19 protein-coding genes and 2 pseudogenes are annotated in these 23,397 nt (G+C 66.2%); 7 read left to right on the top strand and 14 right to left on the bottom strand.

The genetic code is table 11. The features are described 5' to 3' along the window. The first annotated feature begins 9 nt into the window (after positions 1–9). Positions 10–1,125, top strand: coding sequence for a diguanylate cyclase (locus tag HDG32_RS28900; protein WP_184072546.1), 1,116 nt, complete (start codon positions 10–12; stop codon positions 1,123–1,125). A 27-nt stretch (positions 1,126–1,152) separates the two neighbouring features. On the opposite strand, the gene HDG32_RS28895 is transcribed toward HDG32_RS28900, so the two are convergent. After that, entirely contained in the window at positions 1,153–2,892 is a 1,740-nt protein-coding gene (locus HDG32_RS28895) for a penicillin-binding protein 2 (protein ID WP_184072544.1), read from the bottom strand. Between the two features lie 321 nt (positions 2,893–3,213). Continuing rightward, positions 3,214–4,755, bottom strand: a complete 1,542-nt coding sequence (locus HDG32_RS28890; RefSeq protein WP_184072542.1) for a methyl-accepting chemotaxis protein — start codon at positions 4,753–4,755, stop codon at positions 3,214–3,216. A 551-nt stretch (positions 4,756–5,306) separates the two neighbouring features. Between HDG32_RS28890 and aepX the strand changes: the two genes are divergently transcribed. Genes aepX through HDG32_RS28875 form a run of 3 tightly spaced genes read left to right on the top strand, consistent with a single transcriptional unit; the run spans position 5,307 to position 9,288 of the window. Next, positions 5,307–7,037 (top strand): phosphoenolpyruvate mutase, encoded by a 1,731-nt coding sequence (gene aepX, locus HDG32_RS28885; protein WP_184072540.1) that lies wholly within the window; start codon positions 5,307–5,309, stop codon positions 7,035–7,037. After that, positions 7,034–8,197, top strand: coding sequence for a phosphonopyruvate decarboxylase (aepY, locus tag HDG32_RS28880; protein ID WP_184072538.1), 1,164 nt, complete (start codon positions 7,034–7,036; stop codon positions 8,195–8,197). Before aepX ends, aepY begins: the two co-directional genes overlap by 4 nt. Before the next feature lie 23 nt (positions 8,198–8,220). Then, complete coding sequence (locus tag HDG32_RS28875) at positions 8,221–9,288, top strand: 2-aminoethylphosphonate aminotransferase (RefSeq protein WP_184072535.1); 1,068 nt, start codon at positions 8,221–8,223, stop codon at positions 9,286–9,288. A 45-nt stretch (positions 9,289–9,333) separates the two neighbouring features. Here the strand turns inward: HDG32_RS28875 and HDG32_RS28870 are convergent, their stop codons facing one another. The 9 genes and pseudogenes from HDG32_RS28870 to HDG32_RS36770 all read right to left on the bottom strand — a co-directional run. After that, positions 9,334–9,486: a hypothetical protein gene (locus HDG32_RS28870; RefSeq protein ID WP_184072533.1), complete on the bottom strand. Its 153-nt coding sequence runs from the start codon at positions 9,484–9,486 to the stop codon at positions 9,334–9,336. Between the two features lie 129 nt (positions 9,487–9,615). Then, positions 9,616–10,323 carry a PIG-L deacetylase family protein gene (locus HDG32_RS28865; protein ID WP_184072531.1) on the bottom strand — a complete coding sequence of 236 codons (708 nt, stop codon included), beginning with the start codon at positions 10,321–10,323 and terminating at the stop codon, positions 9,616–9,618. A gap of 289 nt (positions 10,324–10,612) precedes the next feature. Next, entirely contained in the window at positions 10,613–11,338 is a 726-nt protein-coding gene (locus tag HDG32_RS28860; protein ID WP_184072529.1) for an alpha/beta fold hydrolase, read from the bottom strand. Positions 11,339–11,481: 143 nt separating this feature from the next. Further along, positions 11,482–12,405 carry a LysR family transcriptional regulator gene (locus tag HDG32_RS28855; protein ID WP_184072527.1) on the bottom strand — a complete coding sequence of 308 codons (924 nt, stop codon included), beginning with the start codon at positions 12,403–12,405 and terminating at the stop codon, positions 11,482–11,484. Positions 12,406–12,494: 89 nt separating this feature from the next. Continuing rightward, the gene (locus HDG32_RS28850; protein WP_184072525.1) at positions 12,495–13,082 is read right to left on the bottom strand and encodes an NTP transferase domain-containing protein; all 588 of its coding nucleotides are present in this window, start codon (positions 13,080–13,082) and stop codon (positions 12,495–12,497) included. Positions 13,083–13,213: 131 nt separating this feature from the next. Then, entirely contained in the window at positions 13,214–15,427 is a 2,214-nt protein-coding gene (locus HDG32_RS28845) for a xanthine dehydrogenase family protein molybdopterin-binding subunit (protein WP_184072523.1), read from the bottom strand. Next, on the bottom strand, positions 15,424–16,425 hold the full coding sequence (locus tag HDG32_RS28840) for a xanthine dehydrogenase family protein subunit M (RefSeq protein ID WP_184072521.1): 1,002 nt from the start codon (positions 16,423–16,425) through the stop codon (positions 15,424–15,426). The genes HDG32_RS28845 and HDG32_RS28840 overlap by 4 nt, the downstream gene beginning before the upstream one ends. Before the next feature lie 11 nt (positions 16,426–16,436). Beyond that, positions 16,437–17,159: a (2Fe-2S)-binding protein gene (locus HDG32_RS28835; protein ID WP_184072519.1), complete on the bottom strand. Its 723-nt coding sequence runs from the start codon at positions 17,157–17,159 to the stop codon at positions 16,437–16,439. Positions 17,160–17,428: 269 nt separating this feature from the next. Next, positions 17,429–17,515, bottom strand: a pseudogene (locus tag HDG32_RS36770) (formate hydrogenlyase); the annotation flags it as partial. A 200-nt stretch (positions 17,516–17,715) separates the two neighbouring features. Here HDG32_RS36770 and xth point away from each other — a divergent pair. Then, positions 17,716–18,524: pseudogene (gene xth, locus HDG32_RS28830) on the top strand (exodeoxyribonuclease III). Between the two features lie 96 nt (positions 18,525–18,620). Here xth and HDG32_RS28825 read toward each other — a convergent pair. Together HDG32_RS28825 and HDG32_RS28820 are read right to left on the bottom strand one after the other, a co-directional pair. After that, positions 18,621–18,887: a CsbD family protein gene (locus HDG32_RS28825; protein WP_013091250.1), complete on the bottom strand. Its 267-nt coding sequence runs from the start codon at positions 18,885–18,887 to the stop codon at positions 18,621–18,623. Positions 18,888–19,068: 181 nt separating this feature from the next. After that, positions 19,069–19,752 (bottom strand): Pr6Pr family membrane protein, encoded by a 684-nt coding sequence (locus HDG32_RS28820; protein WP_184072517.1) that lies wholly within the window; start codon positions 19,750–19,752, stop codon positions 19,069–19,071. A gap of 296 nt (positions 19,753–20,048) precedes the next feature. On the opposite strand from HDG32_RS28820, the gene HDG32_RS28815 reads away from it, so the two are divergent. Beyond that, the gene (locus tag HDG32_RS28815; protein WP_184072515.1) at positions 20,049–21,461 is read left to right on the top strand and encodes a DUF2252 domain-containing protein; all 1,413 of its coding nucleotides are present in this window, start codon (positions 20,049–20,051) and stop codon (positions 21,459–21,461) included. A gap of 35 nt (positions 21,462–21,496) precedes the next feature. Here the strand turns inward: HDG32_RS28815 and HDG32_RS28810 are convergent, their stop codons facing one another. After that, positions 21,497–22,330: a polysaccharide deacetylase family protein gene (locus HDG32_RS28810; protein ID WP_184072513.1), complete on the bottom strand. Its 834-nt coding sequence runs from the start codon at positions 22,328–22,330 to the stop codon at positions 21,497–21,499. 274 nt (positions 22,331–22,604) lie between these two features. Between HDG32_RS28810 and HDG32_RS28805 the strand changes: the two genes are divergently transcribed. Further along, a complete protein-coding gene (locus HDG32_RS28805) occupies positions 22,605–23,369 on the top strand; it encodes an SDR family oxidoreductase (protein WP_184072511.1) in 765 nt (254 codons plus the stop codon). Positions 23,370–23,397: the final 28 nt, after the last annotated feature.

The following is a 23,397-nucleotide window of genomic DNA, read 5'->3' as shown; positions in this document are numbered from 1 at the left end:
ACTGATACCGTGACGAATCTCGCCCAAACGCCGCTTTCCGAGCGCCTTCGCTCGCTCGTCGACACCGTGCAGCACAACGAGCGCACGTTGCGCCGCTTCCAGAACGTCGAGTTGCGGTTGATCGGCGCGCAGGATTTCGGATCGTTTCTCAATACGTTGTTCAGCCATCTGCCGCGGGAGTTCTCGCTCGCGAGCGTGGTGCTGTGGCTCGACGAGCGCGCGCCAATGCTGCTCGAACTGCTCGAGCCGGGCAACCTGCGCGCGCTCGATCATGCGCAGTTGAAGACGTCGCGCGAGGGCGGTCTCGTCGCGCAATCCTTGTGCGAAGACGATCGGCCGTGGCTCGGCCGCCCTGGCGAACTCGACGACGACACGCGCCGCGCGTTCTTCGGTGCCGCGCCAGCTCACGTGCCGGCCAGCGCGATCCTGCTGCCGCTCGCCGCGGGCACGAGCGTCAGCGGCTATCTATGCCTCGGCAGCGACGACCCCGCGCGCTTCGGCGCGGGCATGGCCACCGACATTCTCGAGCGCTTCGCGAGCATCGTCACCGCGAGTCTCGACAACGTCGCGCATCGCGAGCGGCTCAGGCAGCTCGGCATGACCGACTCGCTGACCGGCCTCGCGAATCGCCGCTATTTCGACGAACGGCTGCGCGAGGAGTTGATGCGCGCGGCCCGTTATCGCGTGCCGGTCGCGTGTCTTTTCATCGATATCGACGGTTTCAAGCGCATCAACGATAACCACGGCCATCAGACCGGCGACCGCGCGCTCGCGGCGGTGGCCGCCTGCGTGCGACAGCAGGTGCGGCTTGGCGACACCGTCGCGCGCTATGGCGGCGAGGAGTTCGCCGCGCTGCTGCAAGGCGATCGCAGCGACGCGTTGACCGTCGCGGAACGCGTGCGGCGTGCGGTCGAGAATCTCGACGTGCGCGACGAGCACGGCGAGCCCATTGCATTGACCGTGTCGATCGGCGTGGCCGGGCGTGTGGTCGCCGTCAGCCCGGCCGAGGCGATGTCGCTCGGTCAGGCGATGATGGACGAGGCCGATCGCGCGATGTATCAGGCCAAGCGCAACGGCCGCAATCGTATCGAGGCGCAGGTCGATGCGCTCGATGAGCAGGGCTGATCGATCGCAACTAACACTAACTACGCGTCACACTCCTGCCGCATCCGGCGGCACCCCGAGCAGCTGCAACGCGCCGCCCATCACGCCGCTGAACACCGGTCCAGCGACCGTGCCGCCATAGAACGCCTTGCCAGCCGGATCGTCGATCATCACGGCGACGATCAGGCGCGGATCGCTCATCGGCGCCATGCCGACGAACAGCGCGCGGTAGCGGTTCTTCGCGTAGCCCGCGCCGATCTGCTTGCGCGCGGTGCCGGTCTTGCCGCCGACGCGATAACCCGCCACGGTCGCGGCGCGTCCGGTGCCGCCGTCGCCCGTGGCCATTTCGAGCATGTTGCGAATCGCGCGCGCGGTGCCGGGCGTCGTGACCGATTCGCCGCGGTCGGCGAACGACGCGGGGCCCTCCGCGTCGAGCGGCTCGCGCAGCAGGCTCACGCGCCTCAGCGCGCCGTCGCCCGCATAGGCGGTGTAGACCTGCGCGATTTGCAGCAGCGATACCGACAGCCCGTAGCCGTACGCCATCGTGGCCTGTTCGATCGGGCGCCAGCGCTTATATGGCCGCAGCTTGCCGGCGGCCACGCCAGGGAAGGGCAGCTCGGGCTTCAGACCGAGCCCGTATTGCCGATACTTGGTCCAGATCGTCTCGGCCGGCAGATTCAGCGCGAGCTTTGCCAGCGCGATATTGCTCGACTTCTGCACCGCCTCGGCGACCGTCATCGCGCCATGATTCGACGTGTCGTGAATCACGGCCGGGCCGATCCGATACCAGCCGGGCGCGGTATCGATGATGCTCTGCGGCCGCACCTTGCCTTCGTCGATCGACAGTGCGACGACCAGCGGCTTGATCGTCGAACCCGGTTCGAACGTGTCGATCACCGCGCGGTTGCGCAACTGCCGGCCGGACAGGTGCGTGCGGTCGTTCGGATCGAAGCTCGGGTAGTTGGCGAGCGCGAGGATCTCGCCGTTGCGCGCATCGAGCACGACCACGCTGCCCGCTTCGGCGCGGTGCTGCGCGATCGCCGCTTTGAGCTGTGTGTACGCGAGTTGCTGGATGCGCCGGTCGATCGTCAGCTGGATCGTGGCGCCGTTGCGCGCGGGCACGAGCGGCCGCGTCTCCGAGATCACGCGGCCGAGCCGGTCGCGGATCACCTCGCGGTGGCCGGGCACGCCTTGCAACTGCGCATTGGCGGCGAGTTCGACGCCTTCCTGGCCGTTGTCCTCGATGTCGGTGAAGCCGACCACGTGCGCGGCCGACTCGCCCTCGGGATAAAAGCGTTTGGTGTCGGCGATCTGCGTGATCCCGGCGAGCCCGAGGCGCGACAGATGCCCGGCAGTGTCGGCATCGACCTGGCGCTTGAGCAGCACGAAGCTGCGCTCGCCGTTCAGACGCCGACGCAGTTCCGCGAGCGGCAGATCGAGCAGCTTTGCCAGCGGCGCGAACGCGCTTTCGTCGACGAGCTTCGGCGTGGCCCAGATTTCGTAGGTCGCGAGACTGACCGCGAGCATCGAACCATTGCGATCGACGATCCGGCCGCGCGTCGCGTCGAGTTCGAGCAGGCGCTGATAGCGCTTCTGCCCTTGGTCGACGTAGAAGTCCTGATTCACGACCTGCACCCAGAACGCGCGGAGCGCGAGCGTCGCGAACGCGCCGGACACGAGCAGCACGACGAACTTCGAGCGCCACGCGGGTAGTCGCGCATCGAGCAGCGGGTTCTTCGCGGCTAAGGCATAGGGATCGGGCGACGGTGGTTTTTTCTGGCGGTTCATGGCGGCGGGCAGCGGACCTCACGTACTTTCGATTGAACGAGGCCGCCAAAGCCATGAGGCCTGGCGGCAAGGACTGTCGCCGGGCCGATTGTAAATAAAACGTAATTTAAATGCGAGGAGTGTGAAAGGAGGCGTGTTCGAGCTGGAGCAAAGGCGAGCCGAGCCGAAGCTTGATAACGAAAAGCCGCGCGGACTTGCAAAATCCGCGCGGCTGATTCGTTCGATTGATGCGTCGACTCCGACGCGGCGTGTTGAATAGGCGCTCCCTGCCTGTGGGGCGCCTTCTTTTTTCGCGCCCGTTGCGGGCGCGGCGGGGCAAGCTCAAGCCGGCAACGCGAAACTCGCAATCGCGTCGCGCAACACGCCGACCTGGTCCTTCAGCGAATGCGCGGCGGCCGCGGCCTGTTCGACCAGTGCCGCATTCTGCTGCGTGACCTGATCCATCTCGCCGACCGCGCGATTGACCTGTTCGATGCCCGCGCTCTGCTCGCGCGACGCGTGGCTGATTTCTTCAAGGATCTCGTTGACCCGCCGCACCGACTGCACGATCTCGCCCATCGTCGCGCCCGCGTTGGCGACCAGTGACGAGCCGGTCTCGACGGTATCGGTCGAGGTTTCGATCAGCGCCTTGATCTCCTTGGCGGCCGTCGCCGAGCGCTGCGCGAGGCTGCGCACTTCGGCCGCGACCACCGCGAAGCCACGGCCCTGTTCGCCGGCGCGAGCCGCCTCGACGGCGGCATTCAGCGCGAGGATATTGGTTTGGAACGCGATGCCGTCGATCACGCCGATGATGTCGCCGATCTGCCGCGAGCTCGCGGTGATCTCGCCCATCGTGCGCACCACGTCGTCGACCACGCGGCTGCCGCGCGTCGCGACGTTCGCTGCGTCGCTCGCGAGTTGCGCAGCCTGGGTCGCGCTGTCCGCGTTCTGCTTCACGTTCACCGTCATCTGATCCATGCTCGACGCGGTTTGCACGAGCGCCGCCGCCTGCTCCTCGGTGCGCTGCGACAGGTCGGTGTTGCCCGCTGCGATTTCGTTCGCGCCGACGTTGATGTTCTCGGTGCCCTGGCGCACGCGCGAGACCGTGTCGACGAGTCCCGCCTGCATCGTGCGCAGCGCATGCAGCAGGCTGCCGCTGTCGTGCGGCTCGATCGGCACCGGCGTCGCGAGGTTGCCTTGCGCCATCAACCGTGCGTGCTCGACGGCCACTTCGAGTTCGCCGCCGAGCGAGCGGCGGATGCTGCGCAGCACGATCAGCATCACGGCCGTTGAGAGCGCACCGAGCGTGACCGTGATCGCGAGCCAGCGCAGCAGGCTGCGGTAGAACGCGCTTTGCACGTCGTCCATGTACATGCCGGTCACGAGGTACCAGTCCCACGGCGCGAAGTGCATCGAGTAGCTGGTCTTCGCGACGGGCTGCTCGCTGCCGGGCTTGGCCCACAAATAATCGACGAAGCCGCCGCCGTCGTGATTGCCCGAGTTGACGATATCGACGAACAGATGATTGCCGGCCGGATCGGTGAACTGCGCTAGGTTCTTGCCGATCAGTTCGGGCTTGATCGGATGCATCAGCATGACCGGCTGCGAGTCGTTGATCGACAAATAGCCGTCCTTGCCGTAGCGCATCGCGCCGAGCGTCGCGAGCGCCTGCTTTTTCGCGTCGTCCTCGGACAGCGCATGCTGCTGGGAGAGCGAGTAGTAGTGGCCGACGACGTGGTTTGCCTCTTCGATCAACGAGCGCAATTGCTCGCGTCGGTCCGAGATCATCGATGCGCGGTTCTGCCACGCGCCGAACGCGCCGATCAGGATCAGGCCGACCCACAGAACGGCGATCATGGACGCCAGTTTTCGGTTCAGAGTCATAGCGATGGGAATAGGCGTTTTGGCCAGTAGGGTCCATTGAATTGCGGTCGGATGCCGCTCGCTGTGTTTACGGCGGGAAATGGCGTTGATCGAGGCAGGGAAAACCCGCTGTTCGACATCGCTATTCGTCCGATTGATAGGCGAATTTATTGAGCGTTTTAAGCGGCGTTCCATGCGCACAATTCGAAAAAGACTTTTGTGCATCATTCGCGAATCTGAATTAACTGGCGATTATCGGTAAATCTCAGCGATTGAAAAATGCGCGAGAAAATCGATATGAAAAATGCCTGCGCTGGCCTGCGTAAAACCTGCTGAACCCAATCCAGGAAGGCTCGCACCAACATCCCACAAAACGCCAATCAAATCCAAAAAATCCCGTTAAATGGTCACACATGCAAAAAACAACACATTTTTCCACTTAAGCGCAACCACGAAAGACCGCTGAGACCTTCAAAGACTCGTCATAAAAAATTCCGCTATAGTCGCCCTTTTCCGATTGCCAGCCTGGCATCGAAGAACGCCAATAAGCCCGCCACCAGGAGTCCCGAAGAGTGAATGCACGCGATCCCGCTTTCGTTTCCCAGTCCCGCAGCGCGCGCCTGCGCCAGATGCTCGTCAGCAGCGAACTCGAATTCATGATGGAGGCGCATAACGGCCTGTCCGCGCGCATCGTTCGCGAAGCTGGGTTCAAGGCGATCTGGGGCTCGGGCCTCGCGATCTCCGCGCAGTTCGGCGTGCGCGACAACAACGAGGCGAGCTGGACGCAGGTGGTCGATACGCTCGAATTCATGGCCGACGCGAGCGATCTGCCGATCCTGCTCGACGGCGACACCGGCTACGGCAACTTCAACAACGTGCGCCGCCTCGTGCGCAAGCTCGAACAGCGCGGCATCGCCGGCGTGTGCATCGAGGACAAGCAGTTTCCGAAGACCAACAGCTTCATCAACGGCGAGGCGCAGCCGCTTGCCGATATCGACGAATTCTGCGGCAAGATCAAGGCGGGCAAGGACTCGCAGAACGACGAGCATTTTTCGATCGTCGCACGCGTCGAGGCGCTGATCGCGGGCTGGGGCATGGACGAAGCGCTGCGCCGCGCGCAAGCGTACGCCCAAGCTGGTGCCGATGCGATCCTGATTCACAGCAAGCTGTCGCGCCCCGACGAGATTCTCGAATTCGCGCGCGAATGGGCCGGGCGCGCGCCGCTCGTGATCGTGCCGACCAAGTACTACAGCACGCCGACCGAGGTGTTCCGCGAAGCGGGCATCAGCACCGTGATCTGGGCGAACCATCTGATCCGCGCGGCGACCTCGGCGATGCAGGCCGTCGCGAAGGAAATCCATTCGAGCGAGACGCTCGTCAACGTCGAGGACAGCATCGCGGCCGTCAACGAAATCTTCCGTTTGCAGAACGCCGACGAATATTCGGAAGCCGAAGACCGCTATCTGTCGAGCGGCCGCGCGGCCGGCTCGGCCGTCGTGCTCGCCGCGAGCCGCGGCAAAGGCCTTGAAGCGGTGACCGGGGACCGTCCGAAGGTGATGCTGCCGATCGCCGGCAAACCGCTGCTGCGCGGGCTTGTCGACGCGTTCAAGAAGCAGGGCGTCAACGACATCACCGTGGTCGGCGGCTATCGCGCCGACGCGATCGATACCGCGGGCATCCGCCTCGTGGTCAACGAGCAGCACGCGCAGACCGGCGAGCTTGCCTCGCTCGCGTGCGCACTCGACCACCTGACCGGCGACACGGTCATTTCGTACGGCGACCTGCTGTTTCGCAGCTACATCCTGCGCGATCTGGTGGAAAGCGAGGCCGCGTTCAGCGTGGTCGTCGATTCGTCGCTGATCGATGCGGAGAACGCGAGCGTGCGCGATTTCGCGTGGTGCTCGGCCGCCGACGACCGCGGTCTGTTCGGCAACAAGATCGTGCTGCGGCATGTCGCGAGCGGGCGGGAGCAGTCGTCGGCGGCGGGCGTCGCCCCAGTGCCGCATGGCCGCTGGGTGGGTCTGCTGAACGTGCGCGGCGCGGGTCGCGAGCGCCTGCGGGCGGTCATGCGCGAGTTGCGCACGCGCGACGATTTCGCGTCGCTCGACATGCCCGCGCTGCTGAACGCGTTGATCGAAGCGGGCGAGTCGATCGAGGTGCAATACGTGCACGGCCACTGGCGCGGCGTCAACGATCTCGACGATTTCCGCCTCGCGGGCGACTTCGCGCACGCGCAGGCGCCGTTCGCGACGGCCGTCGGCGGCGGGGCGACGACGAACGATGCACACGGAGGCGCGCAATGATCGAAGCAGCACAGTTCGTCGAGGCGGCGCGCGAGCGCGGTTTCGACTGGTACGCGGGCGTGCCGTGCTCGTATCTGACGCCGTTCATCAACTACGTGCTGCAGGACGAATCGCTGCGCTATGTGTCGGCTGCCAACGAGGGCGACGCGGTCGCGCTGATCGCCGGCGTTACGCTCGGCGCGAAAAACGGCCGGCGCGGCATCACGATGATGCAGAACTCCGGGCTCGGCAACGCGGTAAGCCCGCTGACGTCGCTGACGTGGACCTTCCGCCTGCCGCAACTGCTGATCGTCACGTGGCGCGGCCAGCCCGGCGTCGCCGACGAGCCGCAGCACGCGCTGATGGGCCCGATCACGCCGGCGATGCTCGACACGATGGAAATTCCGTGGGAGACGTTCCCGACCGAGGCCGACGCGATCGGTCCGGCGCTCGATCGCGCGATCGCGCACATGGATGCAACCGGCCGTCCGTACGCGCTCGTGATGCAGAAGGGCAGCGTTGCGCCGTACGAACTGAGGGACGGCGGCGCGCCCAGGCGGCGCACGCCGGTCGAGCCTCGCGCGCGGTTCCGCGACAGCGCCGCGAACGAACTCGCGACGCGCCACGACGCGCTGCAAAAGGTGATCGCGCATACGCCGCTCGACTCGACGGTGGTGCTCGCGTCGACCGGCTTTTGCGGCCGCGAACTCTATGCGATCGACGATCGCGCGAACCAGCTATACATGGTCGGCTCGATGGGCTGCGTGACGCCGTTCGCGCTCGGCCTCGCGCTCGCGCGCCCCGATCTGCGCGTGGTCGCGCTCGACGGCGACGGCGCCGCACTGATGCGCATGGGCGTGTTCGCGACGCTCGGCGCGTACGGCCCGTCGAACCTCACGCACGTGCTGCTCGATAACGGCGCGCACGACTCGACCGGCGGCCAGGCGACGGTATCGTCGCAGGTGTCGTTCGCGGGCGTGGCGGCCGCGTGCGGTTACGCGTCGGCGGTGGAGAGCGACGATCCTGCGATCATCGACGAGCTGTTCTCGGCGCCGCCGCTCGACGGGCCGCGCTTCGCGCGCCTGACGATCCGCCGCGGCACGCCCGACGGCCTGCCGCGCCCGACCATTACGCCGCCCGATGTGAAGACGCGCCTGATGCGCCACATCGGCGCGATCTGAACCCAACGCCAACAGGAGCGCCCATGCTGCTGCTCAACCCCGGCCCGGTGACGCTCACCGAACGTGTCCGCAACAGCCTGTTGCAGACGGATCTGTGCCATCGCGAGAGCGAGTTTTTCGATCTCCAGGAAGAGGCGCGCACGCGTCTCGTCGACGTGTACGAGCTCGACCCGAACGAATGGCAGGCAGTACTGATGACCGGCTCCGGCACGGCCGCGGTCGAAAGCATGACGGCCGCGCTGGTGCCGCACAACGGCAAACTGCTGGTCGTCGAAAACGGTGTGTACGGCGAGCGTATCGCGCAGATCGCCGCGCAATACGGCATCGCGCACGAAGCGCTGAAGCACGACTGGATGGACGCGCCCGATCTGGCGAAGATCGCCGAACGGCTCGACGCCGACAAGTCGTTCACGCACGTCGCGGTGATTCATCATGAAACGACCACCGGCCGTCTGAACGACATCGCGGCGCTCGGCGCCTTGTGTCGCGAGCGCGGCCTGCGTCTGCTGGTGGACGGTGTCAGCAGCTTCGGCGCCGAAACGATCGATTTCGCGGACGCGAGCCTCGACGCGCTCGCCGCGACCGCCAACAAGTGCCTGCATGGCGTGCCGGGCGCGTCGTTCGTGCTGGTGCGGCGCGCGGCGCTCGCACGCGCGGCGAGCCGCACCTACTACCTCGATCTCGCGCGGCTCGCGCGTTTGCAGGATCAGCGCAACACGCCGTTTACGCCGTCGGTGCACGCATATTACGCGCTGGTCGAGGCGCTGCGTGAGCTCGCCGACGAAGGCGGCTGGCGCGCGCGTCACGCGCGCTATGCGGCGCTTGCCGAGCAGGTGCGCGCTGGGCTGGCGGCGCGCGGCATCGACAGTGTGTTGCCGGCCGGGCAGTCGTCGGTGGTGTTGCGCGCGTACCGCTTGCCCAACGGTATCGCGTATCCGCAACTGCACGACGCGCTGAAGGCGCGCGGCTTCGTGATCTATGCAGGACAGGGCGGGCTGTCGGCGGAGCTGTTCCGCATCTCGACGATGGGCAACATTCACGCGGCCGATATCGACCGCCTGCTGCAGGGCTTCAGCGACTTGATGCGCTGACGCTGCGCCGAGCGGCGCGCCGCGACCGCGCCGCTCGCGGCTCCCTTACACCGGATCCTTGTCCGGCGGCCCGTCAGGCCGCTGCGGCTCCTCGACATGATGCCCCGGCGACGGCGGCACGAGCGGGTCGGCTTCCGGGTCGCGGTTCGGATCGGCGTTCGGGTCGGGAATCGGGCTGGTGTGCATGTCGTCGCTCATTGCGTCACCCTTGCGGTTGAAATGCGCGGGTCCGGCGCAAGCGGCTTGATACCGCCGATGTGTGCCGCCGCGTCGGCTATCTGTCTTCAAGCGTAGGCGCTCGCCGCGCTTCCTGCTCGCTCCTTTTTGCTATTTCTTCGCGCGTTTGCGGCCGACGCTGAGCTGCCAGTAGCGCTCGGTCGCGAACACGTCGTCGTAGTTGCCGGCGCCGAACGCCCGCAACTGGCTCGCGTACGCGTTGACCGCTTCGCGTTTCAGATGCGCGCGGCGCTGCACGTCGATCGTGTGGCCCGCGCTCGGCGTTGCCGGCGTCGCGACGATGCCGCGCTGCGCGAGATCGGCGAGTCGCGCCTGCACCGCGCCCGGCGTGAGCCGGTGAATCGCTTCTTCGTAACCGAACCAGTCCAGATGCGTGAGCCGCGGCAGGATCTCGCAGCACGCTTCGAATACCCGCGCGTGATCGTCGTGATGCAGGCCAAGCGGCATCAGCAGCGTGTTCACGGTCGTGCGGTAAATCGTTTCCTCCAGCGCCGCGGCCATCTGGCTGATCGACGGCGAGTCGGCGTACTGGCTGTCGCGAAACGGCATACGCAGCGGGATCGCGTCGAGCACTTCGAGCGCGCGGTTGTCTTCGATCGTGCGTTCACGGACCGCTTCATGGGCGTTCGCGAAGCCCGCTTTTTCGTCCCACTCCGTGTGCATGTCGTGTTCGGGCGGCGCGGCGAACACGGTGCAGACAGCGGCATCGGGATGGGCGGCGAGCAAGGCGCCGCAACTGAAGACGGCGTCGTCGAAATGGGGCGAGACGATGAAAAGGCGTGGAGTGGTTTCGCTCATGGGCTTGCGTGTGGGGATTCGAGGCGTGACGGATGAGGCATCGAGGCTGCCGGTCGTCAAGGCGCCGCGTGCGCAAAAAACGTGACGTCACCTCAGCTTAGGCGCAATTGGCGCGGCTTGCGCGCGAAACTTGCGGGGCGCAAAGCGCGTGCCTGAAAGACCGCGGATCGAACTTTCGATCCGTCCATCCAGTGACGGTCGTGGCTTTCCGGCTCGTCGCGCGCCGCCGGCAGGGGCCCTTGAAGCGCACGTTTTTTGTGTACTTCGCGAATTCTCCGAACACGAGTCCTTATAGCGACGCTCGCTCCAGAAACTTTCTGATCTCGAGAGAATAGGCGCCTGGGTGCGAAAACCTGAACATGTGACCGGTGCGCGGCATGACGACTTCCTGCGAACCCTTGATGCCGTTCAGCAGGACCCCCGCGGCTTCTTTGCCGATCAGCCTGTCTTCCTCGGGAGTCAGGATCAGCGTGGGGACGTCGATCCTCTTCAGCAAGGCCGTATAGTCCGTCTTCTCGATCGAGCGGATGCGATTGACGTAGGCCTTATGCGACGTCTCCCTGATGAAGAAGTCGCGGCTCTTTCTGGTTGACCAGGGTATCTCTCCCTCCGCGTCAAACGACGAAGCCAACTGCGCTGCGTGGAAGGAAAGAGTTAGCTGTCGATAAAAGAGTCCGGGGAAGAACGGTGCAAGCGCCGCCAGCGTCTTGAGCAAGGGCGAAGCGATCGGGCTCCTGGCAAAACCACCAGAGAGCACGAGGCCTTTCAGGCCCTTCGGCTGCCGCGTCGCAACCGCGATCGAGCAGACCGCGCCATACGAATCGCCAACCAACACATAGCTCTCGAGGTCCTTCACCTGGTCAGCGATGAAGTCAGCCAACGTTTCCAGCTCGCACACGTCATCCGGCAAACGAAGTGTACGCATCGGGCGACCCTGCAAGCAGGTCAACTGGTTGAGCTGCCACGGAGCTCCTGCGAAGCAAGGGATCATGACCAGGGTGGGGTCTGTTCTCATGGGGTACTCCGAGCGGTTGAATAATCGACAACCGAACTCTATGTGGCCCGAGGTATTCGATCCAATGGCATTTACACAGCATGTCGATGCACGAGATTCATGGCCTCCATGTCGCTGCAACCGCGGCAAGCCCCTGCCGATGTTCAGTGGGCGATCATCATGTTGGTAATCCACTGAACGGCGGGTTCGTTGGCGCGCCCTCGGGCTCGAATCACAAGCACCTCCCAGCTCGGTAACGCCAGGGGGAGCTCGAAAAGACTCAGTTGCGCGGGATCCTGCATCCGGAGTGCGACCCGCTCGGCGATAACCGCAATCGATTGCGAAGCGCCGACCATGAAAGGAGCAGCCAGAAAGCTGGGGCAAGTCGCGCTCACCTTGCGGGTACGACCGACGGCCTCCAGCGCATCGTCGACAGCGCCTCGCGTATCGCCGCGCGGCGAGACCAGAATGTGCGGCAGCCGAGCGAAGTCATCCAGTTCCATGTGCAGCTTCTTGCCTCGCTTGACCAGAGCCGGGTGCCCCTTGCGCGCAATGCCGACGAAACGCTCCGTGTGGACAAGCTGGCAATCGAAACGCTGCGGGATCTGGGCAAAGGAGCCGGACCCTAGCACGATGTCGAGATCGCCGGCGTCCAACATGCGCAGCGCGGATTCGCTATCGGCCGGCCTGAGCCTCAGCACGACACCCGGCGCAGCGGCCTGGACCCCGGCCAGAACGGGGGCGATGACGGTCAATATGGCGTGATCAGTGGCTGCCACCGAGAGCATCGCTTGCACGCGAGCTGGATCGAACGGGCCACGTGGACTGGCGACGAGCCTGACCGACTCGAGCACCGCCGCCACTCGCGGCATTAATTCGATGGCCAGCGGCGTCGGCTCGATCCCGCGGGGGTGACGAATGAACAGCTGATCAGCAAAGGCAGTACGCAGCCTCGATAAGGCGTGGCTGGTGGCGGACTGGGACAAATGCAGTCGTTCGGCGGCGCGGCCGACGTGCCTTTCGGTCCAAAGTGCCTCAAGTACAACGAGCAGGTTGAGATCGAAACGCGTCAAATCCAGGGGCTTCATGCCGTATCAGTGTTCCTTTCCTTGTCCGGCAAGATTCTCGATGTCGACCGGCTGCGGGCAGCCAGTCTCGGCGAGGCTGATGTTGGCGGCTAGAGCGTGCGCAAATCGTCCGGCGTGTCCACGTCGCGCAGAATGCCGGGATCGTCGACGTCGATGCGCGTCAGCGCGTGTGACCTGAGCAGTGCTTTCGCGCCGGTGTCGCCGTCCAGCGCGAGTAGCGCGTCGCGATGCTCGTTGCCGAAGCCGACCGGATGGCCGCGCTGGCCGTCGTAGAACGGCGCGACGAGCGGCGCGCCGTTGTCGAGCGCGCGGGCTACCGCTTCGATCGTCGGAACCGCAATGCGCGGCATATCGGCGAGCGCGACGATCCAGCCCTCGGCGTCGTCGCTCGCTTCGATACCGGCGGCGAGGCTCGCGCCCATGCCGCGCTCGGCGCTCGCCGCAAACACGACATCACAGCCGGCATCGTTCAGCGCGCGGGCGAGCGCGTCGGAGCCCGGCCGCACGACAGCGAGCACCCGCGTCACGACCCGCAGCAGCCGATGCGCGGCTTCATGCGCAACCGGCTTGCCGTCGGGCATACGTGCGAGCAGTTTGTTGTGCAGCCCGTGCGGATCGAAGCGCGAGCCGAGACCGGCGGCGAGCAACACACCAGTGGCGAGCGAGGCGTAGGCCATCGGCGGATACCGGTAGACAGGAATGCCCCCGATTGTGCGATGCAACGGGGCGCGAAGCAAGCGGCAAGGCACGCCCGATGGAAGCCGCCCGCCGCTTTCGCTTTCACTCCAATTCCGGCACTGCCGCCGGTTCAGGTCCGCACCACCTTGTCCAGCGTGATCGGCAGATCGCGCACCCGCACCCCGGTCGCGTTGTACACCGCGTTCGCGATCGCGGCCACCACGGCCGTGATGCCGATCTCGCCGATACCGCGCACGCCGAGCGAGTTGATATAAGGATCGGGCCGGTCGATGAAGGTGATGTCGAGCGTGCCGATATCGGCATTCGCCGGCACGTGATACTCGGCGAGGTTCGCGTTCGTGAAGCGTCCGAAGCGCGCATCGAGCGTGCTTTCCTCCTGCAGCGCCGCGCCGATGCCCCATACGATGCCGCCCATCATCTGGCTGCGCGCGGTCTTCTGGTTCAGCACGCGGCCGACGTCGTACACCGCGACCACGCGCGGCACGCGGATCGTGCCGAGCTCGGCATCGACGTGGACCTCGACGAACACCGCGCCGAACGAGTGGAACGAGTACTTCTGCTTCTCGTCGCCGGGCTTCACGGTCGCGCTCGCCTCGATCGGCTTGCCGCCCGCGCGCGCGATGATCGCCGCGGCCGGATCGCGCTTGCCCGGTTGCGAGCGGCTCACGACCCAGCCGCTTGCGACGGTGACGTCATCGAGCGGCAGGCCATGCACGGGCGACGCCGCATCGGCAAGCGCCAGCGCGATCAGCTGGCTGCGCGCCTGGCTCGCCGCGTCGCGCACCGCAGGCGATACGCTCGCCGCCGACTGCGAACCGCCCGAGCCCGGCGCGCGCGGCAGCGACGAATCGCCGAGCGCGAAGTGGATCTGCTCGGGCGCGAAGCCGAGCGCATCGGCGGCGACCTGGGTCATCACCGTATAGGTGCCGGTGCCGATGTCCTGCGTGCCCGATGCGACCACCGCGGTGCCGTCCGGCAGAATCTGCGCAAGCGCCGACGCCTCGCTGCGGTTGGCCGGATAGGTCGCGGTCGCCATGCCCATGCCGATCAGCGTGTTGCCGTCGCGTCTCGAACGGGGCGCGTGCGGGCGGCGCGACCAGCCGAACTTCTCGGCGCCGACCTGATAGCACTCGCGCAGCGACTTGCCCGACCACGGCTTGTGCTCCTGCGGATCGCTGTCCGCGTAGTTCTTCAGGCGCAGCGCGAGCGGGTCCATCTTCAGCGCGACGGCGAGTTCGTCCATCGCCGATTCGAGCGCGAACGAGCCGGTGGTTTCTCCGGGTGCGCGCATGAAGGTCGGCGTGCCGACATTGAGTTGCACGAGCCGGTGCGTCGTTATCTGGTTGGGCACCGCGTACAGCATGCGCGTGACCATGCAGCAGGTCTCGGTCCAGTCTTCGATCATCGACGTGTTCGAGATGCTGTCGTGACGCATCGCGCTCAGCGTGCCGTCATGCCGCGCGGCGATCACGAAGTGCTGCTCGGTGCGCGGCCGCGCGCCGACCGGGCCGAACATCTGCGGGCGGTCGAGCGCGAGCCGCACGGGCCGCCCGGTTTGCCGCGCGGCCATCGCGCACAGCGACACGTGCGACCACGACGAGCCCTTGCAGCCGAAGCCGCCGCCGATCAGCGGCGAGATCACGCGCACGTCGGACACAGGGATGGCGAACGTCTTCGCGAGCACCTGCGCGGCGCCGCTCACGCCCTGCGTCGAGTCGTAGACCGTCAACTGCGGGCCGTCCCATTGCGCCATCGTTGCGTGGGGCTCCATCGGGTTGTGGTGCTCGATCGGCGTCGTATAGGTCGCTTCGATATGCACGTCGCCGCTTTGCATGCCGTCTTCGAAGCTGCCGCGCTGCGTGTCGGTCTGGCGGCCCTGCGGCTTGTCCGGCGCATGCGCGTGCGCCTTCGCCTGCTCGAAGTCGAGCGCCGCGGCGCCCGGCTGATAGGCGATGCGCAGCTGGCGAGCGGCATCGGCCGCATGTTCGAGCGTATCGGCGACGACCACCGCGACCGGCTCGTTGCTGTAGTGCACTTCGTTATCCTGCAGAAGCGACAGATGCCGGCCGGCCGGCGGCGCGAGCGCGGGCCGGCCGCCATTCGGCAGGCGCGGCGCGTTCTGGTAGGTCATCACGAGCAGCACGCCGGGCACGGCCTCGGCGCGGCTCGCATCGATCGACGCGATCGTGCCGGCCGCGATCGTGCTCGTCACGAGCACCGCATGCGCGAGGCGCGCCCCGGGGAATTCGGCTGCATAACGCGCGTCGCCGGTCACCTTCAGCAGTCCGTCGACGCGATCGAGCGGTTGTCCGATCAGATTCATGCGATACCTCCGGCGTTGCCGGCTGCCTGATTGACCGCACGCACGATCGCGCGCTGCGCGAGCTGCACCTTGAAGGCGTTGTCGTGGCGCGGCTGCGCGCCGCTCAACGCGGCCGCGGCGGCGTTCTTCAGCGTGGCCTGGCTGAGCGGCTGGCCGCTCAGCATCTGCTCGGCCACGTTCGCGCGCCATGGTTTATGCGCGACGCCGCCGAGCGCGATGCGCGCGCTCTGAACACGCTCGCCGTCCATCTGCAACGCGGCCGCGACCGATACGAGCGCGAACGCGTAGCTCGCGCGGTCACGCACCTTCAGATAGTGCGAATGCGCGCTGAACAGCGGCGGCGGCAGATCGACCGCGGTGATCAGCTCACCGGCCTGCAAGGTGGTATCGACATCGGGCCGCTCGCCCGGCAGCCGATGGAAATCGGCGAACGCGATCGTGCGCTCGCCCTTGGGACCGCTCACGCGCACCAGCGCATCGAGCGCGGCCAGCGCGACGCTCATATCCGACGGGTTGACCGCAATGCATTGCGGGCTCGCGCCGAGGATCGCATGCGCGCGGTTATGGCCGTCGAGCGCCGCGCAGCCGCTGCCGGGCAGGCGCTTGTTGCACTGCGTGAACGCGGTGTCGTAGAAGTAGCCGCAGCGGGTGCGTTGCAGCAGATTGCCGCCGACCGTCGCCATGTTGCGCAACTGCGCCGACGCGCCCGCGAGCAGCGCTTGCGACAGCAGCGGGTACTGCTCGCGCACCAGCGCGTGATTGGCCGCGTCGCTGTTGCGCACCAGCGCGCCGATGCGGATGCCGCCGCCGGCCAGCGTCGTCACCGAGTCGAGGCCGCCGATGTGCGTGATATCGATGAGCCGCACCGGCCGCGCGACGCCGCCCTTCATCAGATCGAGCAGGTTCGTGCCGCCGCCGATGAATACCGCGCCCGGCTGTTGCGCGGCGCGCACCGCGCTGGCGACGTCGCCGGCGCGTTCGTAGGAGATCGCATCCATGTCGGTCTCCGTCAGGCGTTGTCGTGCGCGGCGCGGACCGCGGCGACGATGTTCACGTACGCCCCGCAGCGGCAGATGTTGCCGCTCATGCGTTCGCGGATTTCGTCGTCGGTGAGCGCGGCGGGACGCGCGCGCACGTCGGCGGTCACGGTGCTCGCCGTGCCGTTGCGGAATTCGCCGAGCAGGGCGGTCGCCGAGCACAACTGCCCGGGCGTACAGTAGCCGCACTGGAACGCATCGTGTTCGATGAACGCGGCCTGCACCGGACTCAACGCGCCGTTGCTCGCGAGTCCTTCGACGGTCGTGATGTTCTCGCCTTCGTGCATGACCGCGAGCGTCAGACACGAGTTGATGCGGCGGCCGTCGACGAGCACCGTGCAGGCGCCGCATTGACCGCGGTCGCAGCCTTTCTTCGTGCCCATCAGACCCGCGTATTCGCGCAACGCGTCGAGGAGCGTCACGCGCGGTTCGAGCTGCAGCGTGTACGCGCGGCCGTTGACGGTCAACGTGACGGGGCGCGGCGGCACCACGGGGTTGCTTGGCGGCGCGGGTGAGGCGGGCGCCGGCGCTTGCGTTTGCGCGCGCAGATGCGGCGCCGCACCGATCGTCGCGGCGGCCGCCGCCGATTGCAGGAAGCGACGTCGTGACAGTTGGGAAGGCGTGGTGGTGGGCTCGGCGGTGGACTCTGATGCGGGGGCGTCCCCGCAATGCTGACATTCTGCAGGCATGGTCATGACGATCTGTTGACTCCACTGAAAGGTCAATGCAGGCCGACGACGCGTCGATGTCCAACGCATCGCGTTGAAACAAAACTATTGCGCAGCAATTTGAATGCCGTTGCAGCTAACACGGTATTAAAAACTCGCTGCAAGCGCAAAGCCGATCTGCGCAATAAAGGCAGGCCAATATGCGCAATGACCGCGATGGAGCCCGGCTGGAGCCGCGCAAACACGGGCAAAAGTTGCACGTTGCAACGGGGAAAATGCGAAATCGACCTCCGGGCTCAACGCGCCCGGCAGGCTGCGAGGATGCCTCGCAGCAAATCGATCGGCGGCGGCGGACATCCGGGGATCGTCAGACTTACGGGTAGCTTCACCGCAGATGTCGACAGGTTTGAACTGGATGGAAAATGTCCGCTTTGCGGGTGATAAATTTGGAACTGGCCAACCGGGCCAAAATGGAGTCGATGCTATGAGCAAAACCGATCGGGGATAACACCCTGATTGCCGCGTGTTCGCGGGCGACCGAGTATCGCGACGTCGCGGAGCAATAGGCGAGGGAGGGATGATCATGGCGAAGCTGCGCATTGCGACGTTCAACATCAACGGTATCCGCTCGCGGCAGGCGGCGCTATTGCACTGGCTCGAGCGCGAGGCGCCGGACGTCGTGTGCCTGCAGGAACTGAAGGCGGTGGATAGCGCATTTCCAGTCGACGCATTGCGCGACGCCGGTTATGGCGCCGTGTGGCAAGGCCAGAGCGCATGGAACGGTGTGGCGATTCTGGCCAAAGGCGACGCACCGCTCGAACGTCGGCGCGGTCTGCCCGGTTTCGAAGACGACACGCATAGCCGTTACATCGAGGCCGCGGTCGGCGGCGTGCTGATCGTGTGTTTGTACCTGCCGAACGGCAATCCGCAGCCCGGCCCCAAGTTCGACACAAGCTCGCGTGGTTCGATCATCTGATCGCGCATGCGGCGCAGCTCTACCAGAGCGGCCACCCGGTCGTGATCGCTGGGGACTTCAACGTCGTGCCGACCGACGAAGACATCTACAACCCGCGCTCGTGGCTAAAGGACGCGCTGCTGCAGCCGGAGAGCCGCGAGCGTTATCGCAGGCTGCTCGCGCAAGGCTGGACCGATGCGCTGCGCACGCATTTCGGCGACGAACGCGTGTACACGTTCTGGGATTATTTCCGCCGTCATTGGGATACGAATTCGGGGCTGCGCATCGATCATCTGCTGCTGAGCGCCGACCTCGCGCCGCGCCTGCGCGATGCGGGCGTCGACCGTTGGGTGCGCGGCGAACCGCATGCCAGCGACCACGCGCCGACGTGGATCGAACTGGAAATGGGCGCCGGCCGCAAGAAGAAGAGCGGCTAGTGAAGCGGCGGGCGATCCGCTTGCGGCGGATCGCCCGCTTTGGCGCGACTGCTGCGCCCTGTTGATCGGCGCCTATGATCCGGCGCCGTGCCTGCTTCAGTCGTAGTCGCGACCGCCGCGCGACCACAGCGCGCCCATCACGAACCCGGCGAGAGCAACCACGGCCAGCGTCGTGAACGGGTTTTCGGCCGTCGTATCGCGCACGAGGCTCGTCGTATTCGCGCATAACTGCTGCGCCTTGCCGCTCAATTCGCGCGCCTTGCCCGCCACCTGCGCGCTGGTGTCGCCGACGGCATCGCCGACCGCGCTTTGCACCTTGCCCGCGACTTCCTTTACCGCGCCTGCCGCTGAATTCGTATCCATATGCATCGCTCCTGTTGTCATATTTACGTGCGGACCCGCTGCAATTGCAACGCGCTCGCACAAGGGCGCCGCGCAAGCCGTGCCAGTGCGGCGTGAGCCTGCGTCAGTGACGAAAGGCGCGCAAGAAGTGCGCCCGGCGACGGGACGCCATGCATCCGGCCAAACGGGACGTGCTCGAACATCATCGTCGACGCCCGAAATTGATGCCGACGAACACGGCCAGCAGCATCAGAAAACCGCCGAACAGCAGCGCGGCATTGACGAGCACCTGGCGCAGCCCGAGCGTTTCGACGTCGATGAACGGATACGGATAAAAATCCGACAGGCTGCCGCGCCAGAACGTGATGCCGAGATAGGCGAGCGGATAGACGAGCCACAGCGGAGCGTGGCGCAACCGCAGATGAAAACGCGGCACGAACAGCACCCAGTAGAGCGCGGCGAGCATCGGCAGCACGCTGTGCAGCGACTCGTTGAGCAGGCGCCGGTACGGCGACAGCGGCCACAGTCCGCGCAACAGCAGGTTGTACGCGAGGCCGACGAACACGATGTACGCGACCACCGCGGTCACGACCGTGGGCTGCCGGAAAAAGCGCACGAGCGGCGAGCGATGCTTCCACAGCACGATGCAGGTGAAGCAGAGCGCACTGGCGAGCACCGTCAGATTGGTCAGGTAGCTGCTCATGCGCGCGAGCGCGTCGAACACGGTGAGCCCGCGCGCGAGCGAGCGATCGATCGTGAGGTCGGCTTGCGCGAGGATCGCCATCCACGCGATCAGCGCAATGACCGCCGCCAACGTCAGCGACGACACACTGGGCGTATGCAGCGGCAGCTCGGGCTCGCGCTGCGGAGCGAGGGTAGGGCGCATGCGCTCGATTCTACGCGCGGTGCGCGCGCGGCTGCATGGGCTTTCGCGCCCACGCGCGCCGGCGTTGGCAAAATACTACGGCGTACTACGCGAGCTACTGGCTGGCTGTACTGGCTGGCTGTCAAGCGGGTTGCAAGCTCGCCGCCACGGCTGCAAGCGCCGCGCTCACTGGCGGCGATTCATCGTGTGTTTCGACCCGTTATGATCGCGGCTGCAGCCCTCGATGTTAACGACGCCGTGCGCGGCAAGCAGTCTCTGTCAGCGCCGGCTCAAGACTCGCCAAACGGAGAGAAAGCATGAAAGCCAGCACCATTGCCGAACGGGAAGCTCGCGGCCGCGCCGCGCGCGAGCATTCGAAACGCTCGAGTCACCGGGCGGTCGGCGAGTTGCACCGCGATCCGATCGAGCTGCTGAAACAGAGCAGCGCGGAGCGCGTCGAGAATCTGGTGCCGCTGCGCTATGGGCGCATGGCTGCCTCGCCGTTCTCGTTCTTTCGAGGCAGCGCGATTCTGCAGGCGCACGATCTGAGCAAGGTGCACGACACCGGCCTCACCATGCCGATCTGCGGCGACGGCCATCTGATGAATTTCGGCGGCTTCGCAACGCCCGAGCGGCAACTGGTCTTCGACCTGAGCGACTTCGACGAAGTCTCGATCGGCCCGTTCGAATGGGACCTGAAACGCCTGTGCGCGAGCCTCGTCGTGGCCGCGCGCCAGATGCGCCTGAGCCGCGGCACCGCCGAGAGTCTGGTGATGACCGCGGTCGGCTCGTATCGCGATCGTGTCGCGCAATATGCGCAGTTCGGCGCGCTCGACCTGTGGTACGACCGCATCACGTTCGACCGCATGGCCGAGATCGCACTGACGCCCGAGCGTCGGCGCGCGGTGCGGCGCGGCATGGAGAAGGCCGCGAGCCGCACGCATGAAAGCCTGCTCGAAAAAATGGCCTCGTTCGACGGCAATCGTTGGACCATCCACGATGCGCCGCCCGCGCTGTTTCACGTGCACGGTGCGAACACGTTGTTGACGGCCGAGGAAACCGAAACCTACCGGACCGGCAACGTCGACAAGATGGTCGAGCAAGTATGGGACGAGTACCGCAAGACGATGTCGCACGATCGGCGCGAACTGCTGGATCAGTTCACGAGGCACGACGTCGTGTTCAAGGCGGTCGGCGTCGGCAGCGTCGGCACGCGTTGTCTGGTCGTGCTGCTCGTCGATCACATGGGCAAGCCGTTGTTCCTGCAATTGAAGGAGGCGCGGCCGTCGGTCATCGCGCAGTTCTACAGGTCGCCGGCGGTCAAGCATCAGGGCGAGCGCGTCGTGCAAGGACAGCGGCTGCTGCAGGCCGCGAGCGACGTCTTCCTCGGCTGGGGGACCGGGCCGCTCGGGCGGCATTTCTATTTCCGCCAACTGCGCGACATGAAGCTGTCCGCGAATATCGAGCTGTTCGACAGCGATCTGCTCGACGGCTATGCGCGGCTATGCGGCTGGATCATGGCGCGCGCGCATGCGAAGGCGAGCGGCGAGGCGATCGAGATCAGCGCGTACATCGGCCGCGGCGACCAATTCGGCGAAGCGCTGAGCGGCTACGCGAGCGCCTACGCGGATCAGGTCGAGCGCGACTACGACGTGTTCATCAAAGCGTGCCGCGACGGCAAGCTCGAAGCGCGCACCGACGAGGACATGGCGGCGGATTTCCGTGTGTAGCGCTGCGTGCGCGTGGTGTCGCTTCGCGCGCACCGTCACGCATCGGCGCGCGCTTCGCGCAGCGTGACGAAACGCAGATGGCGCTCGCGCGCCGCTTCGATCACGCTCGGCAGCACCGCGAGAATCAGCGGCTGGCCTTCGATCGTCAGCGCGGCGTTGCCATCGTGCAGCAACAGGATGTCGCGCGCGGCGAGACCATCGAGCAGCCGCCGCGCAACCACGTGAGGGTCACGCTCGCGCGTATCGTAGCCGCGCCGTGTCCAGGCCGCGAGACGCAGGTCGAGCTTGCGCAGCACCGGCTCCAGGAAGAGGTTGCGCAGGCCGGCGGGCGCGCGGAAAAACATCGGCCGCGCGCCGCTGACGGTTTCGAGCGTGCGTTGCGCGGCGGCGATCTCGCGCGTCAACGCGCGCGGAAACGTGACCGAAAACGTATGCACGTGCACCTGCGAGTGATTTTCGAGCCCATGCCCACGCGCGACGATCTCGCGCGCGAGTTGCGGATAACGCTCCACCTTCGCGCCGATGCAGAAGAACGTCGCGCGCACGTCGAACGCGTCGAGCAGATCGAGCACTTGCGGCGTGACGGCGGGATCGGGACCGTCGTCGATGGTCAGCGCGATTGCATCCGCGTTGCGCGGGTTCGCGGGCAGGCGGGTCCAGTTGGGCCCGAGCAGGGTGGTGCGCGGCAATAGTCCGGCGATCGTGAACAGCGCGTGGTTCGCGACGATCGTGGCGAGCCACCATGGCCACGCGGCCGGTGCGACAGCCACGCCGATCAGCACGATCACGTGCCAGCCGATCGTGCCGTTCAGCAGTGCGGAGTTGCGGCTACGCGGCCAGCGGCGCGGCGGATTCGGGCATTCATTCATCGAAGGTGCTTCCAGTACGCCTTCCTCCGTCCCGGGAAGGACGTGAGTCTTGCGCGATGCGCAACCGCGAACGATACCACTGTTGCGCTCGTCGACGAGCCGCGTTCGGCGGCCACGTACCCCGGTGAAAGCGCCGTGAAAGACGTCGCGCGGTTTGCGATCGCCGATTCGCTGTTGTATGGTGCGGGGCGAAAAGAGTCGCGCGTGTCGATGGCGATCGGACCGATCGCCGCAACAAGCTCGCGTCGCTACCCAACACAACAGGAGATGCGTGATGTCGGAAACAGGAAACGGGAAAGTGGTGCTGGTGACGGGCGCGGGCAGCGGCATCGGCCGCGCGTGCGCACTGACGCTCGCGCAGCACGGCTATAGCGTGGTGCTCGCCGGCCGCCGCCAGGCCGCGCTCGACGCGGTCGCGCAGGAAGCGCGGGCGCTGCGCGGCGACGCGCTCGCGGTTGCGTGCGACGTGACCGACGCCGACAGCGTCGCCGCGCTTTTCGACACGATCCGCGCGCGCTTCGGCCGGCTCGACCTGCTGTTCAACAACGCGGGACGCAACGGCTCGCCCGTCGATCTCGACGAAGTGAGCATCGACGAATGGCGTTCCATCGTCGATACCAATCTGAACGGCGTGTTCCTGTGCACGCGCGCGGCGTTCGGCCTGATGAAGACGCAGAATCCGCGCGGTGGCCGCATCATCAACAACGGCTCGATCTCCGCGCATGCGCCGCGTCCGAACAGCGCCGCGTACACGGCGACCAAGCACGCGATTACCGGACTCACGAAGGCGGTGTCGCTCGACGGCCGCAAATACGACATCGTGTGCGGTCAGATCGACATCGGCAACGCAGGGACCGAGATGGCCGCGCGAATGGCGCGCGGCGTGCCGCAAGCGAACGGCGAGATCGCGGTCGAGCCGCTGATGGACGTGCAGCACGTCGCCGACGCGGTGCTGCATATGGCGAGCCTGCCGCTGTCGGCGAACGTGCAGTTCATGACGATCATGGCGAGCAAGATGCCGTTCGTCGGGCGCGGCTGAGCGGCGCGCAGCACCGGCTCACAACGCC

The sequence above is a fragment of the Paraburkholderia sp. CI2 genome, assembly GCF_014201055.1.
Lineage (GTDB): Bacteria > Pseudomonadota > Gammaproteobacteria > Burkholderiales > Burkholderiaceae > Paraburkholderia > Paraburkholderia tuberum.
This window is presented reverse-complemented; position numbering and strand designations above follow the sequence as displayed.

What these genes read in the sequence shown, in the direction of transcription:
- HDG32_RS28895 (WP_184072544.1), bottom strand. Translation starts at nt 2,892, where the DNA reads ATGAACCGCCAGAAAAAACCACCGTCGCCCGATCCCTATGCCTTAGCC.
- HDG32_RS28890 (WP_184072542.1), bottom strand. Translation starts at nt 4,755, where the DNA reads ATGACTCTGAACCGAAAACTGGCGTCCATGATCGCCGTTCTGTGGGTC.
- aepY (WP_184072538.1), top strand. Translation starts at nt 7,034, where the DNA reads ATGATCGAAGCAGCACAGTTCGTCGAGGCGGCGCGCGAGCGCGGTTTC.
- HDG32_RS28875 (WP_184072535.1), top strand. Translation starts at nt 8,221, where the DNA reads ATGCTGCTGCTCAACCCCGGCCCGGTGACGCTCACCGAACGTGTCCGC.
- HDG32_RS28870 (WP_184072533.1), bottom strand. Translation starts at nt 9,486, where the DNA reads ATGAGCGACGACATGCACACCAGCCCGATTCCCGACCCGAACGCCGAT.
- HDG32_RS28865 (WP_184072531.1), bottom strand. Translation starts at nt 10,323, where the DNA reads ATGAGCGAAACCACTCCACGCCTTTTCATCGTCTCGCCCCATTTCGAC.
- HDG32_RS28860 (WP_184072529.1), bottom strand. Translation starts at nt 11,338, where the DNA reads ATGAGAACAGACCCCACCCTGGTCATGATCCCTTGCTTCGCAGGAGCT.
- HDG32_RS28855 (WP_184072527.1), bottom strand. Translation starts at nt 12,405, where the DNA reads ATGAAGCCCCTGGATTTGACGCGTTTCGATCTCAACCTGCTCGTTGTA.
- HDG32_RS28850 (WP_184072525.1), bottom strand. Translation starts at nt 13,082, where the DNA reads ATGGCCTACGCCTCGCTCGCCACTGGTGTGTTGCTCGCCGCCGGTCTC.
- HDG32_RS28845 (WP_184072523.1), bottom strand. Translation starts at nt 15,427, where the DNA reads ATGAATCTGATCGGACAACCGCTCGATCGCGTCGACGGACTGCTGAAG.
- HDG32_RS28840 (WP_184072521.1), bottom strand. Translation starts at nt 16,425, where the DNA reads ATGGATGCGATCTCCTACGAACGCGCCGGCGACGTCGCCAGCGCGGTG.
- HDG32_RS28835 (WP_184072519.1), bottom strand. Translation starts at nt 17,159, where the DNA reads ATGACCATGCCTGCAGAATGTCAGCATTGCGGGGACGCCCCCGCATCA.
- HDG32_RS28825 (WP_013091250.1), bottom strand. Translation starts at nt 18,887, where the DNA reads ATGGATACGAATTCAGCGGCAGGCGCGGTAAAGGAAGTCGCGGGCAAG.
- HDG32_RS28820 (WP_184072517.1), bottom strand. Translation starts at nt 19,752, where the DNA reads ATGCGCCCTACCCTCGCTCCGCAGCGCGAGCCCGAGCTGCCGCTGCAT.
- HDG32_RS28815 (WP_184072515.1), top strand. Translation starts at nt 20,049, where the DNA reads ATGAAAGCCAGCACCATTGCCGAACGGGAAGCTCGCGGCCGCGCCGCG.
- HDG32_RS28810 (WP_184072513.1), bottom strand. Translation starts at nt 22,330, where the DNA reads ATGAATGAATGCCCGAATCCGCCGCGCCGCTGGCCGCGTAGCCGCAAC.
- HDG32_RS28805 (WP_184072511.1), top strand. Translation starts at nt 22,605, where the DNA reads ATGTCGGAAACAGGAAACGGGAAAGTGGTGCTGGTGACGGGCGCGGGC.